Origin of the sequence: Streptomyces alfalfae, from assembly GCF_004127445.1 — a bacterium.
In the GTDB taxonomy this organism is placed as follows: domain Bacteria; phylum Actinomycetota; class Actinomycetes; order Streptomycetales; family Streptomycetaceae; genus Streptomyces; species Streptomyces alfalfae.
Window position 1 is genome coordinate 34,573 of the sequence record NZ_QEXM01000048.1, and the last position, 13,047, is coordinate 47,619.

Annotated in this window: 14 protein-coding genes; 11 read left to right on the top strand and 3 right to left on the bottom strand. The window is 70.8% G+C overall.

Features of this window, described 5'->3' with window-relative positions; genetic code table 11:
- Positions 1-123: 123 nt before the first annotated feature.
- Positions 124-930 (bottom strand): helix-turn-helix domain-containing protein, encoded by an 807-nt coding sequence (locus DCW30_RS29715; RefSeq protein WP_076688997.1) that lies wholly within the window; start codon positions 928-930, stop codon positions 124-126.
- Between the two features lie 113 nt (positions 931-1,043).
- On the opposite strand from DCW30_RS29715, the gene DCW30_RS29720 reads away from it, so the two are divergent.
- The 3 genes from DCW30_RS29720 to DCW30_RS29730 all read left to right on the top strand — a co-directional run bounded on the left by DCW30_RS29720 (position 1,044) and on the right by DCW30_RS29730 (position 3,454).
- Positions 1,044-1,646, top strand: a complete 603-nt coding sequence (locus tag DCW30_RS29720; RefSeq protein ID WP_076685066.1) for a TIGR03086 family metal-binding protein — start codon at positions 1,044-1,046, stop codon at positions 1,644-1,646.
- A 99-nt stretch (positions 1,647-1,745) separates the two neighbouring features.
- Positions 1,746-2,837, top strand: a complete 1,092-nt coding sequence (locus DCW30_RS29725) for an LLM class flavin-dependent oxidoreductase (RefSeq protein ID WP_076688995.1) — start codon at positions 1,746-1,748, stop codon at positions 2,835-2,837.
- The gene (locus DCW30_RS29730) at positions 2,834-3,454 is read left to right on the top strand and encodes a CE1759 family FMN reductase (protein WP_076685065.1); all 621 of its coding nucleotides are present in this window, start codon (positions 2,834-2,836) and stop codon (positions 3,452-3,454) included. The genes DCW30_RS29725 and DCW30_RS29730 overlap by 4 nt, the downstream gene beginning before the upstream one ends.
- 37 nt (positions 3,455-3,491) lie before the next feature.
- Here the strand turns inward: DCW30_RS29730 and DCW30_RS29735 are convergent, their stop codons facing one another.
- Complete coding sequence (locus tag DCW30_RS29735; RefSeq protein WP_079107311.1) at positions 3,492-4,100, bottom strand: hypothetical protein; 609 nt, start codon at positions 4,098-4,100, stop codon at positions 3,492-3,494.
- Positions 4,101-4,264: 164 nt separating this feature from the next.
- Here DCW30_RS29735 and hemL point away from each other — a divergent pair, with 164 nt between their 5' ends.
- The 8 genes from hemL (at position 4,265) to DCW30_RS29775 (ending at position 12,549) form a co-directional block, all read left to right on the top strand.
- On the top strand, positions 4,265-5,590 hold the full coding sequence (hemL, locus tag DCW30_RS29740) for a glutamate-1-semialdehyde 2,1-aminomutase (protein ID WP_076688993.1): 1,326 nt from the start codon (positions 4,265-4,267) through the stop codon (positions 5,588-5,590).
- Positions 5,587-6,291, top strand: coding sequence for a histidine phosphatase family protein (locus tag DCW30_RS29745; protein ID WP_076685062.1), 705 nt, complete (start codon positions 5,587-5,589; stop codon positions 6,289-6,291). The genes hemL and DCW30_RS29745 overlap by 4 nt, the downstream gene beginning before the upstream one ends.
- Before the next feature lie 241 nt (positions 6,292-6,532).
- Positions 6,533-7,765, top strand: coding sequence for a polysaccharide deacetylase family protein (locus DCW30_RS29750; RefSeq protein ID WP_076685061.1), 1,233 nt, complete (start codon positions 6,533-6,535; stop codon positions 7,763-7,765).
- Positions 7,766-7,854: 89 nt separating this feature from the next.
- Entirely contained in the window at positions 7,855-8,505 is a 651-nt protein-coding gene (locus tag DCW30_RS29755; RefSeq protein ID WP_076685060.1) for a TlpA family protein disulfide reductase, read from the top strand.
- Positions 8,505-9,269, top strand: coding sequence for a cytochrome c biogenesis CcdA family protein (locus DCW30_RS29760; protein WP_076685059.1), 765 nt, complete (start codon positions 8,505-8,507; stop codon positions 9,267-9,269). The genes DCW30_RS29755 and DCW30_RS29760 overlap by 1 nt, the downstream gene beginning before the upstream one ends.
- 3 nt (positions 9,270-9,272) lie before the next feature.
- Positions 9,273-11,000 carry a cytochrome c biogenesis protein ResB gene (resB, locus tag DCW30_RS29765; RefSeq protein ID WP_076685058.1) on the top strand — a complete coding sequence of 576 codons (1,728 nt, stop codon included), beginning with the start codon at positions 9,273-9,275 and terminating at the stop codon, positions 10,998-11,000.
- Positions 10,997-12,094 (top strand): c-type cytochrome biogenesis protein CcsB, encoded by a 1,098-nt coding sequence (gene ccsB, locus DCW30_RS29770; protein WP_076685057.1) that lies wholly within the window; start codon positions 10,997-10,999, stop codon positions 12,092-12,094. Before resB ends, ccsB begins: the two co-directional genes overlap by 4 nt.
- A gap of 185 nt (positions 12,095-12,279) precedes the next feature.
- Positions 12,280-12,549 carry a hypothetical protein gene (locus DCW30_RS29775; RefSeq protein ID WP_418347104.1) on the top strand — a complete coding sequence of 90 codons (270 nt, stop codon included), beginning with the start codon at positions 12,280-12,282 and terminating at the stop codon, positions 12,547-12,549.
- Between the two features lie 171 nt (positions 12,550-12,720).
- Here DCW30_RS29775 and DCW30_RS29785 read toward each other — a convergent pair whose 3' ends face one another.
- Complete coding sequence (locus tag DCW30_RS29785; RefSeq protein ID WP_062774956.1) at positions 12,721-13,038, bottom strand: PLD nuclease N-terminal domain-containing protein; 318 nt, start codon at positions 13,036-13,038, stop codon at positions 12,721-12,723.
- Positions 13,039-13,047: the final 9 nt, after the last annotated feature.

Sequence of the window (13,047 nt, forward strand, 5' to 3'; positions counted from 1 at the left end):
CGCCCCGCAGCCGCCCCACCCGGGCCGCGCTGAACCGGAGCGCGGGCCGGGCAGCCGCGCGACACGGCCGGTGGTGGCGGGGCCGGTCTCCAGGCCTCCCGGGCAGCCGCCGGCCCCCGCCCCTCACCGCGCCCCGTACGCCGTCGGCGGCACCCCCACCGTCGCCGTGAAGTCCCGTACGAGATGGGCCTGGTCCGCGTAGCCGAGCTCCGCCGCGAGGTCCGCCCAGTCCACGTCCGACGCCGACTCGGCGCGCTCCAGGGCCTCGTGGATGCGGTACCGCAGGATGACCCACTTGGGGCCCACGCCCACGTACGCGGTGAAGAGCCGTTGCAGTGCCCGTACCGACAGGCCCTGCGCGTCGGCGAAGGCCGCCACGCGCCGGATCGAGCGGTCCTCGCGGATGCGGTCGACGAGCCCCATGGTGAGGTCGGCCCGGGGGTCGGGCACGGGGGACAGGCCCAGCAGGAAGGCGTCGAGCGCCGCCACGCGCGCGTGCTCGTCGTCGGGGGCGAGGATCGGCTCGGCGGCGTCGGCGGCCCGGGGGAACACCTCGTGCAGGGGCAGCCGGCGCCCCGTCCACTCCGCCACGGGGTGCTCGGGGGCGAACGGCCGGAACCCGCCGGGACGGAACTGCACCCCGCACACCCGCCCCCGCCCCTCCAGCTTCGTGCCGAACAGCTCCGGAGCGACCCCGGCCACCTCCCCGGACCCGCCCGGCCCGGCGTCCGACCGGAAGACCACGTTGACGCTGGGGTGCGGGACGACGTGGGAGGCGTAGGGCTCGGGCAGGTCCCAGTCGATGAGCCAGTAGTGCTCCAGGTAGGGGCGCAGCGCCTCGGCGGGCGCGTGGCGGCGGAACCGCACCCGGGAGAAGAGCCCGTCGGCGTCGACGATGCCTCGGGTGTCGCGGCGTGGGGCGTCGGGCATGACGGGATCGTAGAACGGCGGCACGGCCGGGGCGGGAGCGCGCGTCACCGAGGGACGGGTGTCGTCGCGTTTGTTCAAGCCGTGGCCCGCCCCGCCTCCGTACCGTCGGACCCATGGACACCTCGGACAGCGGCGGTGCCGCCGCACTCAGCATCAGTGATCTACTCGCCCTGGCCGCAGGCAGGGCCGTACCGGTCGTCCGCGCCCTGCCGGACGACCGCCTCGCCGACCCCACGCCGTGCGCGGAGTACGACGTGCGCTCCCTGGTCGACCACCTCTTCCACGTCGTCGTCCAGTTCCAGGAGCTGGCCGCCAAGCGGGACGCGGACTTCTCGGTGACGCCCGCCTACGTGACCGAGGGCGGGGACTGGCGTGACCGGTTCGCCGCCGAGGCGGACAGGCTCGTCGCCGCCTGGGCCGCGCCCGGCGCGGACCGGGGCACGACGGGGGCGATGGACATGCCGGCCGAGACGGTGGGCTGCATGGCGCTCCTCGACCTGTCGGTGCACGCCTGGGACCTGGCCACGGCCACCGGCCAGTCCTTCGAGGCCGGGGAGGATGCGGTCGTGCGGCGGCTCACCACGGCCGTGGAGGAGATGGGCCCGATGGCCCGCAAGGCGGGCGTCTTCGGGGAGCCCGGGCCCGTCCCCGCCGGGGCCACCGCCTTCGAGCGCCTCCTTGCCGCCACGGGCCGTGACCCGCGCTGGGGGCGGTAGGCGGCCGGCGGCCCCCGGGGAATACGGAACCTTCCGGCCCTGTTCCGCAGGTATAGTTGAACCATAAACAACCTGCGGAGGTGGGTCGCCGTGTCGACCATGCAGTTCGGGATCTTCAGCGTCGGTGACGTGACCGTCGACCCGACCACCGGCCGGGCGCCGACCGAGGCCGAGCGCATCAAGGCCATGGTCGCGATCGCGCTCAAGGCCGAGGAGGTCGGGCTCGACGTCTTCGCGACGGGCGAGCACCACAACCCGCCCTTCGTGCCGTCGTCCCCGACGACCATGCTCGGCTACATCGCCGCCCGCACGCAGAAGCTGGTCCTCTCCACCTCGACCACCCTCATCACCACCAACGACCCGGTGAAGATCGCGGAGGACTTCGCGATGCTCCAGCACCTCGCCGACGGCCGCGTCGACGTGATGATGGGGCGCGGCAACACCGGCCCGGTCTACCCGTGGTTCGGCAAGGACATCCGCGAGGGCATCAACCTCGCCGTCGAGAACTACGCGCTCCTGCGCCGCCTCTGGGACGAGTCCGTCGTCACCTGGGAGGGGAAGTTCCGTACGCCGCTGCAGTCCTTCACGGCCACGCCCCGGCCGCTGGACGGCGTCGCGCCCTTCGTCTGGCACGGCTCGATCAGGTCCCCGGAGATCGCCGAGCAGGCCGCGTACTACGGCGACGGCTTCTTCCACAACAACATCTTCTGGCCCGCGGACCACACCAAGCGGATGGTCGAGCTGTACCGGCGGCGGTACGCGCACTACGGGCACGGCGCCGAGGAGCAGGCGATCGTGGGGCTCGGCGGCCAGGTGTTCATGCGGGCCAACTCGCAGGACGCCGTGCGCGAGTTCCGGCCGTACTTCGACAACGCGCCGGTGTACGGGCACGGGCCCTCCCTGGAGGAGTTCACCGAGCAGACCCCGCTGACCGTGGGCTCGCCGCAGCAGGTGATCGAGCGGACGCTGTCGTTCCGCGACACCGTGGGCGACTACCAGCGGCAGCTGTTCCTGATGGACCACGCGGGCCTGCCGCTGAAGACCGTCCTCGAACAGCTCGACATCCTCGGCGAGCAGGTCGTCCCGGTGCTGCGCGAGGAGTTCGCCGAGAACCGCCCGGCGAACGTGCCGGACGCCCCCACCCACGCCGCCCGCGTCGGCCGGCGGACCCGGAAGGAAGTGACGGCATGAGGCTCGTCGTCGTATCGGCGGGGCTGAGCACGCCCTCGTCCACCCGGCTGCTCGCCGACCGCCTCGCGGCGGCCACCGGGCCCTTCGCCGAAGCCGCGGCCGGCGGGCCCCTCGCCGAGGTGGAGACCGAGGTCGTGGAGGTGCGCGACCTCGCCGTGGAGATCGCGCACAGCCTCACCACCGGCTTCCCCGGCCCCGCGCTGGGCGCCGCGATCGAGGCGGTGCGCGAGGCGGACGGCCTGATCGTCGTGACGCCGGTGTTCTCCGCCTCCTACAGCGGCCTGTTCAAGTCCTTCTTCGACGCCGTCAGCGGCGCCGACAAGGACGCCCTCGCGGGCAAGCCGGTCCTGGTCGCCGCCACCGGCGGCTCGGCCAGGCACTCCCTGGTCCTCGACCACGCGCTGCGTCCGCTCTTCGCCTACCTGCGGGCCGTCGTCGTCCCCACCGGGGTCTACGCGGCGTCCGAGGACTGGGGAGCGGAGGGCCTCGCCGGGCGGATCGACCGGGCGGGCGCGGAGCTGGCGCGCCTCATGCGCCCCGCCGAGCGGCCCGACCGGTCCGCGCCGGAGCCGGTCGTGCCGTTCGCGGAACAGCTCGCGGCGCTCGGGCAGCGGTAGCCGCGTCAGGTGCGGTGGGTGCGGACCCGGCGGTCGCTCAGGGCCACACCAGGCAGTACGCCTGGTGGCCGGCGTCGTGCAGGCGGTGGCTGAAGTCCTGCCACTCGTGGAGGAGCTGGTAGACGTTGAAGGCGTCGCGGGGGCCGCCGCGGTCGGGGACCGTGGACCAGATGAAGGCGGCGGCGCCCACCGACTCCTCGCCGACGCCGCGCAGGGGGTCGACGACGGTCATCGGGAGTTTCACCACCGCGTAGTCGGGGTGGAGGACGACCAGCTCCAGCGGGGGGACCCTGTGCAGGGGTATGCCCTCGATGCCGGTCAGGACCATCGCGGCCATCGTCTCCGGCTTGATCTTCGTGAACATGCCGCCCATGCCGAGCTCGTCCCCGCCCAGCTCCTCGGGGCGCATCGAGATGGGCACGCGGGCGGCCGTCGCGCCGTCCGGGGCGCCGAAGTACTTGTACGTCACCCCCACCCCGCCACTCCTGCTGCTGGTCCGGTCCCGCCGGGACTCGCCGGAGGCGTCCCGCACCTGCTCGGACGCCTGCGCGGGCTGTGCTTCCGCGTCGCGTCGGTGCTTGCCACGCCGGGCACGCCGCGGGCCCAGGCCTTCGGTCCCCTCGCCCAGTCCGCCACCGCGATGCATATCTCCACCCGACTGCTTTGCCAGGGCGGCACGGCCCTGTCTTTTCTAGGCCTCGCGGCCCCCGCCACGCAACCCGATCATCGTGTCAGTGACCTCCCCCACGTTCACCCGCTAAAACGTGGAGTGAAACACCTGTCCGCAGGATGCTCGAACCCTCTGACACCATGGCTCGTGTGAGCTTCCCGTATAGCGCCCCAGTTTCGCAGACTCTTTTCGACCGTGCGGCGGCCGTGACGCCCGGCGGTGTGAACTCTCCCGTGCGCGCGTTCCGCGCTGTGGGTGGTACGCCCCGTTTCATGGTGTCCGGTGCCGGTCCGTACCTGACTGACGCGGATGGCCGCGAGTATGTCGACCTCGTGTGTTCCTGGGGGCCGATGATCCTCGGCCACTCGCACCCCGAGGTCATCGCCGCAGTCCAGGAAGCCGTCGCGCGCGGCACCTCCTTCGGCACGCCCGGCGAGGGCGAGGTCGCGCTCGCCGAGGAGATCGTGGCCCGCATCGAGCCCGTCGAGCAGGTGCGGCTGGTCTCCAGCGGCACCGAGGCCACCATGTCCGCCATCCGCCTCGCGCGCGGCTTCACCGGCCGCGCCAAGGTGATCAAGTTCGCCGGGTGCTACCACGGGCACGTGGACGCCCTGCTCGCCTCCGCCGGTTCGGGCGTGGCGACCCTCGGCCTGCCCGACACGCCGGGCGTCACCGGCGCCCAGGCCGGCGACACCATCGTCGTCCCGTACAACGACCTGGACGCCGTGCGCGCCGCCTTCGCCGCGCACGAGGGGCAGATCGCCTGCGTCATCACCGAGGCCTCGCCGGGCAACATGGGCGTCGTGCCGCCGGGCGATGGCTTCAACCAGGGCCTCGCGGACCTCTGCCGGGAGAACGGCGCGCTGTACATCTCCGACGAGGTGATGACCGGCTTCCGCACGTCGAAGGCGGGCTGGTTCGGCGTCGACGGCGTCCGCCCCGACCTGATGACCTTCGGCAAGGTCATGGGCGGCGGCTTCCCCGCCGCGGCCTTCGGCGGGCGCGCCGACGTGATGGCGCACCTCGCCCCGGCGGGCCCCGTCTACCAGGCGGGCACGCTCTCCGGCAACCCGGTCGCGACGGCCGCGGGCCTCGCGCAGCTGCGCCTCCTGGACGACGCGGCGTACGAGAAGGTGAACGCGGTCTCGGCCGAGCTGCGGGGCCTGGTGGGCGCGGCGCTGGGCAAGGAGGGCGTCGCGCACACGGTGCAGAACGCGTCCAACATGTTCTCGGTCTTCTTCACCGACGAGCCCGTGCGCAACTACGACGACGCGAAGGCGCAGGAGTCGTTCCGCTTCACCGCCTTCTTCCACTCGATGCTGTCGCAGGGCGTCTACCTGCCGCCCTCGGCGTTCGAGTCCTGGTTCGTGTCCACCGCCCACGACGAGCGCGCGGTCGAGCGGATCGCCGCCGCCCTGCCCGCCGCCGCGCGCGCCGCGGCGCAGGCCACGGAGGTCGCGGCATGAGCGGCACGGCAGCGGGCGACGAGCTGACCGTCGTCCATCTGATGCGCCACGGCGAGGTGAACAACCCGGACGGCATCCTGTACGGACGCCTGCCCGACTACCACCTCTCCGAGCTCGGCCGGCGGATGGCCGACCGGGTCGCCGAGCACCTGGCCCAGCGCGACGTCACGCACGTCGTCGCCTCGCCGCTGGACCGCGCCCAGGAGACGGCCACGCCGATCGCCAAGGCGCACGGCCTCGACCTCGCGACGGACGGCAGGCTCATCGAGGCGGCCAACGTCTTCGAGGGCAAGACCTTCGGCGTGGGCGACGGCGCCCTGAAGAACCCGGAGAACTGGAAGCACCTCGTCAACCCCTTCAAGCCCTCCTGGGGCGAGCCGTACGTCGAGCAGGTCGTCCGGATGATGGGCGCCCTGGACGCGGCGAAGGACGCCGCGCGCGGGCACGAGGCGGTCTGCGTCAGCCACCAGCTGCCGATCTGGATCGTGCGCAGCTTCGTGGAGAAGCGGCGGCTGTGGCACGACCCGCGCAAGCGGCAGTGCACGCTCGCCTCCCTGACGACGTTCACCTACCGCGGTGACCGCATCGTCTCGGTGGGTTATTCGGAGCCCGCCCGCGATCTCGTCCCCGCCCATCTCCTCGCCGGCGCGAAGCCGGTGAAGGGCAAGGACAAGGCGGCCGGTAAGGCCTTCGGGGCCTGACGGCTTTCCCCCGGGAGGCGGTGCGGTTTCCTCCCGGGGGCCGTCGCGTTCTTATTCACGTCACGTGATCACGCGGCGACTGTATGTCTCTTTCCGGGCCCTTGAAGGGGCTCTGCGGGTAAAACTCCTTAAATAAGGACGATGTGCTGGAACCCCGCACTTCGTCATGCCCTCTAACTGGTCAACCGTCTGCATGGCACATACAGCGGACGGGGCCAGGGGCACGACGAATGGGGATGGAATGCTCGACATCAGCCGCAGGGGAATGCTCGGACTCGGAGCGGGCGCAGCCGCCGCTCTCGGGCTCGCGGCATGCGGCTCCGGGGCCGGTGGCGACTCCTCGGGGCCCGCGGACAAGGCCAAGGACGGGCAGGGCGGCGCCGGAAAGCACCCGGTGAAGCCCATCGGCGACGGGTCCACCGCGTACACGGGCCCCCAGCCCCACCAGCCCGCCAAGCCGGTGCCGCTGCAGCCGGGCGAGACGCCCCCGCAGTTCGTCATCTTCTCCTGGGACGGCGCGGGCGAGGTCGGCAACGGACTGTTCCCGCGCTTTCTGAAGCTCGCCGAGGACCACAACGCGCACATGACGTTTTTCCTCTCCGGGCTTTATCTGCTCCCGGAATCGAAGAAGCGCATGTACCGGCCGCCGAACAACTCGGTCGGCGCCTCCGACATCGGATATCTCACTGACGGTCACATCAAGGAGACGCTGAAGTACGTTCGCCAGGCATGGCTCGAAGGCCATGAAATCGGCACGCACTTCAACGGGCACTTCTGCTCGGGCACGGGAACCGTCGCCAACTGGACGCCCGCGCAATGGCAGGACGAGATAGACCAGGCCACGTCGTTCGTGAAGAAGTGGCGGACGAACACCGGCTGGACCGATCTGCCGCCGCTGCCCTTCGACTACGACAAGGAACTCGTCGGCGGCCGTACGCCGTGCCTGCTCGGCCAGGACAATCTGCTGCCGACCGCGAAGAAGCTGGGCTGGCGCTACGACGCGTCCTCGCCCGGCGGCCGCCAGAAGTGGCCGCAGAAGAAGATGGGCGTCTGGGACCTGCCGCTGCAGGGCGTGCCCTTCCCCGGCCACTCCTTCGAGGTCCTGTCGATGGACTACAACATCCTCGCCAACCAGTCGAAGAACTCCACGAAGGCGCCGCCGGCCAACTACCCGGGCTGGCGCAAGCAGGCCACCGACGCCTACATAGCCGGCTTCAAGCGCGCCTACGAGTCCAACCGCGCCCCGTTCTTCATAGGCAACCACTTCGAGGAGTGGAACGGCGGCATCTACATGGACGCCGTCGAGGAGGCCCTGAAGCACATCGCGGGCAAGAAGGACGTGCGTCTCGTCTCCTTCCGGCAGTTCTGCGACTGGCTCGACGTGCAGGACCCCAAGGTCCTGGAGCGGCTCCAGGGCCTTGAGGTCGGCCAGGCGCCGGCGGGTGGCTGGAAGGCGCTCGGCAAGACGTCCTGACGGGCGTTCGGCAACCGTTCTGAAATGGGACTTTCCGCGACCGCGGGGGGTGCGGAAGATCCCCGAAACAGACATGCGAAACTTTTCACATGAGTGCCGCCCGCCGCGCCCCCCACAGCACCGACCTCAGCCGTAGCCGCCGCGCCGGTGGCCGCAGCGGCCGTGCCGCCCTGCTGGCCGCCGGCGCCGCGGTCGCCGCACTGACCCTGTCGGCCTGCGGCTCGGGCGGCACGTCGGGCGGCGGCGGCAACACGAACTTCGTCGCAGGTTCCGACGGCATCGCCACCGCCGCCAAGGCGGACCGCAAGCCGCTGCCCTCCCTCGACGGCGAGACCCTTGAGGGCGAGCACCTCGACCTCGCCAAGGCGTACAAGGGCAAGATCCTCGTCATCAACGTCTGGGGCTCCTGGTGCGCGCCGTGCCGGGCCGAGGCGCCGAACTTCGTGAAGGTGGCCGCCGACACGAAGTCCGAGGGCGTCGAGTTCGTCGGCATCAACACCCGGGACCCCGAGCGCGGCCCGGCCCTCGCGTTCGAGAAGGCGCACAAGGTCGACTACCCGAGCCTGTACGACCCGACGGGCAAGCTGATGCTGCGCTTCCCCAAGGGCACGATGAACCCGAACTTCATCCCCTCGACACTCGTCGTCGACCGTGACGGCGAGATCGCGGCCCGCTCGCAGCAGCCGCTGAACGAGGAGAAGCTGCGGAAGATGATCGCCCCCGTGCTCGCGGAGAAGTGATGTCGACCCTCGCGGCCATCACGGGACCGAACCAGACCGTCATGAGCGGGGCCCTGCTCCTCGCGATCCCGGTCGCCGTGCTCGGCGGCCTCGTCTCCTTCTTCTCCCCCTGCGTCCTGCCGCTCGTGCCGGGCTATCTGTCGTACGTCACCGGGGTCAGCGGCCAGGACCTCGGCGAGGCGCGGCGCGGCCGGATGGCGGCCGGCGCCGGGCTCTTCGTGCTCGGCTTCACCGTGGTCTTCGTCTCCGCCACCGTCTTCTTCGGAGCGCTGGGACGCACCCTCAAGGAGCACCAGAGCACGATCAACACCGTGCTCGGCGTGGTGATGATCGTGCTCGGGTTCTTCTTCATGGGGCTCATGCCCTGGCTGACCCAGCGCGAGTTCCGCTTCCACAAACGGCCCACGGTGGGGCTGATCGGCGCGCCGATAGTGGGCGCGCTCTTCGCCGTGGGCTGGACGCCGTGCATCGGCCCGACGCTCGCCTCCGTCCTCGCCCTCGCCGCCGACGATGCCAACCCGCAGCGCGGTGCGATCCTCGGGGTCGCGTACTCCCTCGGGCTCGGCATCCCGTTCATCCTCGCGGCGGTCGCCTTCCGCAAGGCGCTCGGCGCTTTCGCGTGGGTGAAGCGGCATTATGCGTGGGTGATGCGCGTCGGCGGCATCATGATGATCGCGACGGGCCTGCTGCTCGTCACCGGCGTGTGGGACAGCGTCGTGCAGCAGATGCAGGTCTGGTCGAACAGCTACTCGGTGGGGATCTGAACCATGAGCAAGACCGAAGCCCCCGAAGAGCAGAGCGAGCAGAGCGGCCTCGACGCGGCGGGCGCGCAGCTCTCGACCGCGCCCAAGGAGGACGCGCCGAACCTGCCCTCCCTCGGCGTCATCGGCTGGTTCCGCTGGTTCTGGCGGCAGCTCACCTCGATGCGGGTCGCGCTGATCCTGCTCCTGCTGCTCTCGCTGGGCGCCATCCCGGGCTCGCTGATCCCGCAGAACAACGTGGACGAGCTCAAGGTCCAGGACTTCATGGACCGGCACAGCACGCTCGGGCCGCTCTACGACAAGCTCCAGCTCTTCGACGTCTACAGCTCGGTGTGGTTCTCCGCGATCTACATCCTGCTGTTCGTCTCCCTCATCGGCTGCATCGTGCCCCGCACCTGGCAGTTCGTGGGCCAGCTCCGCGGTCGGCCGCCGGGGGCCCCGAAGAAGCTGACGCGGCTGCCCGCGTACACGACGTGGCGCACCGAGGCCGAGCCCGAGCAGGTGCACGAGGCCGCGCTCGCGGTGCTGAAGCAGCGCCGCTTCCGCGCGCACACCGCCGCGGGCTCGGTCGCCGCCGAGAAGGGCTATCTGCGCGAGGCCGGGAACCTGATGTTCCACATCGCGCTGATCGTGATGCTGATCGCGTTCGCCGCCGGGCAGCTGTTCAAGTCCGAGGGCGGCAAGCTGATCACCGAGGGCGACGGCTTCGCCAACACCCTCAGCCAGTACGACGACTTCAAGTCCGGCAGCCTCTTCGACACCGAGGAGCTGGCGCCGTTCAGCTTCAAGCTCGACGACTTCGAGGGCACGTACGAGAAGTCGGGCCCCAACCGCGGCACGCCCCGCACCTACCGGGCGAACGTCACGTACTCCGAGGGCGTCGACGGACCCGAGAAGAAGAAGTCCATCGAGGTCAACAAGCCGCTGGAGATCGACGGCTCGAAGGTCTACCTCATCGGCCACGGCTACGCCCCGACGGTCACCGTCCGCGACAGCAAGGGCGAGGTCGTCTACCGCAACTCCGTGCCGCTGCTGCCCATCGACCAGAACGGCACCGCGACCGGCGCCATCAAGGTCCTCGACGGCTACAAGAACAAGAGCGGCAAGAAGGAGCAGCTCGGCTTCAACGCCTTCTTCGTGCCGACGTTCGCGGGCGAGGGCAAGGGCCAGATGTTCTCGCAGTTCCCCGCCCCGGACTTCCCCGTGCTCGCGCTCTCCGCGTACCACGGCAGCCTCGGTGTGGACTCCGGAGTCCCGCAGAACGTGTACCAGCTCGACACCCGGAAGATGACGAAGTTCAAGGACTCCCGGGGCGAGCTGTTCAAGAAGCGGCTGCTGCCCGGCGAGACCATGAAGCTGCCCGGCGGCCAGGGCTCGATCACCTTCGAGAAGGACATCAAGGAGTGGGCGACCTTCCAGATCTCGCAGGAGCCGGGCTCCCTGTGGGCGCTGGTCGGCGCGGTCGCCGCCATCGCGGGCCTCGCCGGATCGCTGTTCATCCAGCGCCGCCGCGTCTGGGTGCGCGCGGTGCGGGGCGCCGACGGCGTGACCGTCGTGGAGATGGCGGGCCTCGGCCGCAGCGAGTCCGCGAAGCTCCCCGAAGAACTCGCCGACCTCGCCGCCCGTCTGCACGACGAGGCACCGAGCGCGCCCGAACCGAACCACGCCCCGGAGGCGGAGACCGTCTCCGGCTCCGACCCCGATGCCGTACCTGCCGAAGGGGCTGAGAAGTGAATCTCGCCACCACCCTGGCCGCCGCCGAACCGAACGAGGACCTCGCGCGCATCAGCAATGTGCTGATCTACTCGGCGATGGCCGTCTACCTCCTGGCCTTCTTCGCGCACATGGCGGAGTGGCTCTTCGGCAGCCGCAGCAAGGTCGCCCGCACCGCCGCCGCGCTGACCCCCGCCAAGACCGCCGCCAAGGCCCCCGAGGTGACCGCGAAGGCCACGGGCGGCGGCACCGCCACCCTGGAGCGGCCCAAGGTCGTCACGCGGTCCGTGACCGGCTCCCGGGACGTGCCGGACGGTCCGGGTGCGTCGGCGGGCGACGAGAAGGGCGACCTGTACGGCCGCATCGCGGTGTCGCTCACCGTGCTCGCGTTCCTCCTGGAGTTCGGCGGCGTCCTCACCCGCGCCCTGTCGGTGCAGCGGGCGCCGTGGGGCAACATGTACGAGTTCAGCATCACCTTCTCCACCGTCGCCGTCGGCGTGTACCTGACGCTGCTCGTGCTGAAGAAGAACGTCGCCTGGCTCGGCCTGCCGCTGGTCACGACGGTCCTGCTCGACCTCGGCCTGGCCGTCACCGTCCTGTACACCGAGAGCGACCAGCTGGTCCCCGCCCTGCACTCGTACTGGCTGTGGATCCACGTCTCCACGGCGATCTTCTGCGGCGCGGTCTTCTACGTCGGCGGCGTCGGCGCGCTGCTCTACCTCTTCCGGGACAGCTACGAGACGAAGCTCGCGAGCGGCGGACAGCCGGGCAAGTTCGCCACGTCCGTCCTGGAGCGGCTCCCCTCGGCGGCCTCGCTGGACAAGTTCTCGTACCGCCTGAACGCCGCGATCTTCCCGCTCTGGACGTTCACGATCATCGCGGGCGCGATCTGGGCGGGCGACGCCTGGGGCCGCTACTGGGGCTGGGACCCCAAGGAGGTCTGGTCCTTCATCACCTGGGTCGCCTACGCCGGCTACCTCCACGCGCGCGCGACCGCGGGCTGGAAGGGCCGCAAGGCCGCCTACCTCGCCCTGATCGCCTTCGCCTGCTGGCTGTTCAACTACTACGGCGTGAACATCTTCGTCACCGGCAAGCACTCGTACGCCGGGGTCTGACCCCGGGCCGGCACAAGGCGGGGGCGGCCTCGGCCGCCCCCGCCTTGTGCCCGTTCGTAGCGTCACCGGCACGACACCGACCACGTCTGCCGAACGCACGGGCACGGCCCAGCTCACCGCCGCCATGACGCTCTCCGGCACCCTCGGCGTTCGTCGTCGAGTCGGGGGCGTCCGCCTTCGACGACGTGTTCTTCCGCGTCCTGTTCGACGCCCTCGCCCTCGGCGCGTACGCCTTCGCCCGCGGCTGCTTCCGCGACCACGGACTCACCCCCGGGAAGCTCGGCCTCGCCGCGCCCGGCCGGGTGTTCACCGTCTGCAACTGGGTGTTCCTCTTCCGGGCGTACGAGGCCACCTCGATCTCCCTGGCCACCGTCGTCCCCCGCACGCAGCCGTTCTTCCTGGTGCTCCTCCGCGTCCGACGGCGGCGGCCCGCGCCTCCTCGGTCAGGCCGATGATCCGCCGGGCGTAGGGCAGCAGCCGCTCACCGGCGCCGGCGACGTCTCCAGGGCCTTGACCTGGCTGGTCACGCTGGACCGGGCGTACTTCAGCTCGGTGGCGGCACGGGTGAAGCCGAGGACGGTGGCGATCTACTCGAAGGTCACGAGCAGCCGGAGTTCCACGGCGGCTCAGCCCTCGCCGCCCTTGTCCCGCTTGTTCTCGTCCGGGTCCTCGTCCTTCAGGGACTTGAGGAACTCCGGGTTGTCGTCGGGCGCCACCCACGTCGTCCGGCCGCGTCCGGCGACGCCGCCGGGCCGGGTGCGCCGCGCCTTGCCCGTCGCGAACCAGGCGATGGGGCCGAGCAGCACCTCTCCGAAGAGCAGCACGATGATGACCCACACCACCTTGGGCAGGTGTCTGACCTCCTTCTCCGGAGTGTTCAGGACATCGATGAAGGCATAGATCCACACTGCCAGGACCAGCAGGAACGGCAGATACCTGAGCATGGTGGCGCG

Excerpts from the sequence above, each read along its gene's own strand:
- DCW30_RS29715 (WP_076688997.1), bottom strand. The coding sequence starts at position 930 with ATGCCCGACGCCCCACGCCGCGACACCCGAGGCATCGTCGACGCCGAC.
- DCW30_RS29720 (WP_076685066.1), top strand. The coding sequence starts at position 1,044 with ATGGACACCTCGGACAGCGGCGGTGCCGCCGCACTCAGCATCAGTGAT.
- DCW30_RS29725 (WP_076688995.1), top strand. The coding sequence starts at position 1,746 with ATGCAGTTCGGGATCTTCAGCGTCGGTGACGTGACCGTCGACCCGACC.
- DCW30_RS29730 (WP_076685065.1), top strand. The coding sequence starts at position 2,834 with ATGAGGCTCGTCGTCGTATCGGCGGGGCTGAGCACGCCCTCGTCCACC.
- DCW30_RS29735 (WP_079107311.1), bottom strand. The coding sequence starts at position 4,100 with ATGCATCGCGGTGGCGGACTGGGCGAGGGGACCGAAGGCCTGGGCCCG.
- hemL (WP_076688993.1), top strand. The coding sequence starts at position 4,265 with ATGGCTCGTGTGAGCTTCCCGTATAGCGCCCCAGTTTCGCAGACTCTT.
- DCW30_RS29745 (WP_076685062.1), top strand. The coding sequence starts at position 5,587 with ATGAGCGGCACGGCAGCGGGCGACGAGCTGACCGTCGTCCATCTGATG.
- DCW30_RS29750 (WP_076685061.1), top strand. The coding sequence starts at position 6,533 with ATGCTCGACATCAGCCGCAGGGGAATGCTCGGACTCGGAGCGGGCGCA.
- DCW30_RS29755 (WP_076685060.1), top strand. The coding sequence starts at position 7,855 with ATGAGTGCCGCCCGCCGCGCCCCCCACAGCACCGACCTCAGCCGTAGC.
- DCW30_RS29760 (WP_076685059.1), top strand. The coding sequence starts at position 8,505 with ATGTCGACCCTCGCGGCCATCACGGGACCGAACCAGACCGTCATGAGC.
- resB (WP_076685058.1), top strand. The coding sequence starts at position 9,273 with ATGAGCAAGACCGAAGCCCCCGAAGAGCAGAGCGAGCAGAGCGGCCTC.
- DCW30_RS29785 (WP_062774956.1), bottom strand. The coding sequence starts at position 13,038 with ATGCTCAGGTATCTGCCGTTCCTGCTGGTCCTGGCAGTGTGGATCTAT.